The sequence below is a fragment of the Pseudomonas sp. KB_15 genome (assembly GCF_052114525.1).
Lineage (GTDB): Bacteria > Pseudomonadota > Gammaproteobacteria > Pseudomonadales > Pseudomonadaceae > Aquipseudomonas.
This window is the reverse complement of record NZ_JBFREX010000147.1, coordinates 1-549: the sequence shown is the minus strand read 5'-3', so window position 1 is coordinate 549 and position 549 is coordinate 1. Positions and strand designations below refer to the sequence as shown.

Here is a 549-nt window from a genome sequence, read left to right as displayed (position 1 = left end):
GACGCAGGCCGGCGGCGGCTTCGATCCGCTCGACGCCGGCAACGTCGCGCCGCTCGTGGTCTGGCTCGGCAGCACGCAATCCAGCACCATTACCGGACGCGTGTTCGGCGTGCGCGGCGGCGCCATCACGGTGGCCGAGGGCTGGCACGCCGGCCCTCGCATCGAGAAAGAGGGCCGCTGGCTGCCGGAGGAGTTGTCGGCGCACATCCCCGATCTGGTGGCCCGCGCCGCGCCCAACGCGCTGATCTCGGGCGAGATCCCGCACCGCGAGGGCGTTCCGGCATGACCCCGACTCCATCCCCCGTCGCGAAATTCACGCCGCAGCCGGTGCCCGGCACGCGCCCCTTCTGGGAAGGCACGCAGGCCGGCGAACTGCGCCTCCAGGTCTGCGACAGCTGCGGCACGCACGTGCTGTATCCACGCCCGCACTGCCACCAATGCGGTGCCGAGACCTTGTCGTGGGTCCGCGCCAGCGGCCGTGCGCGCCTGTATTCCTATGTGATCAGCCACCTGGCCATGCCGGGCTGGGCCGGCCAGACGCCCTACGTG

The 549-nt window shown here is 71.9% G+C and carries 1 protein-coding gene and 1 pseudogene; both read left to right on the top strand.

The genetic code is table 11. From position 1 onward, the window contains the following. Nucleotides 1-286 (top strand): annotated as a pseudogene (locus AB4Z35_RS30155) (hypothetical protein); the annotation flags it as partial. Further along, nucleotides 283-549 (top strand): Zn-ribbon domain-containing OB-fold protein (locus tag AB4Z35_RS30150; protein ID WP_442101180.1); only part of this gene is annotated, 267 nt, incomplete at its 3' end. The pseudogene AB4Z35_RS30155 and the gene AB4Z35_RS30150, both read left to right, overlap by 4 nt.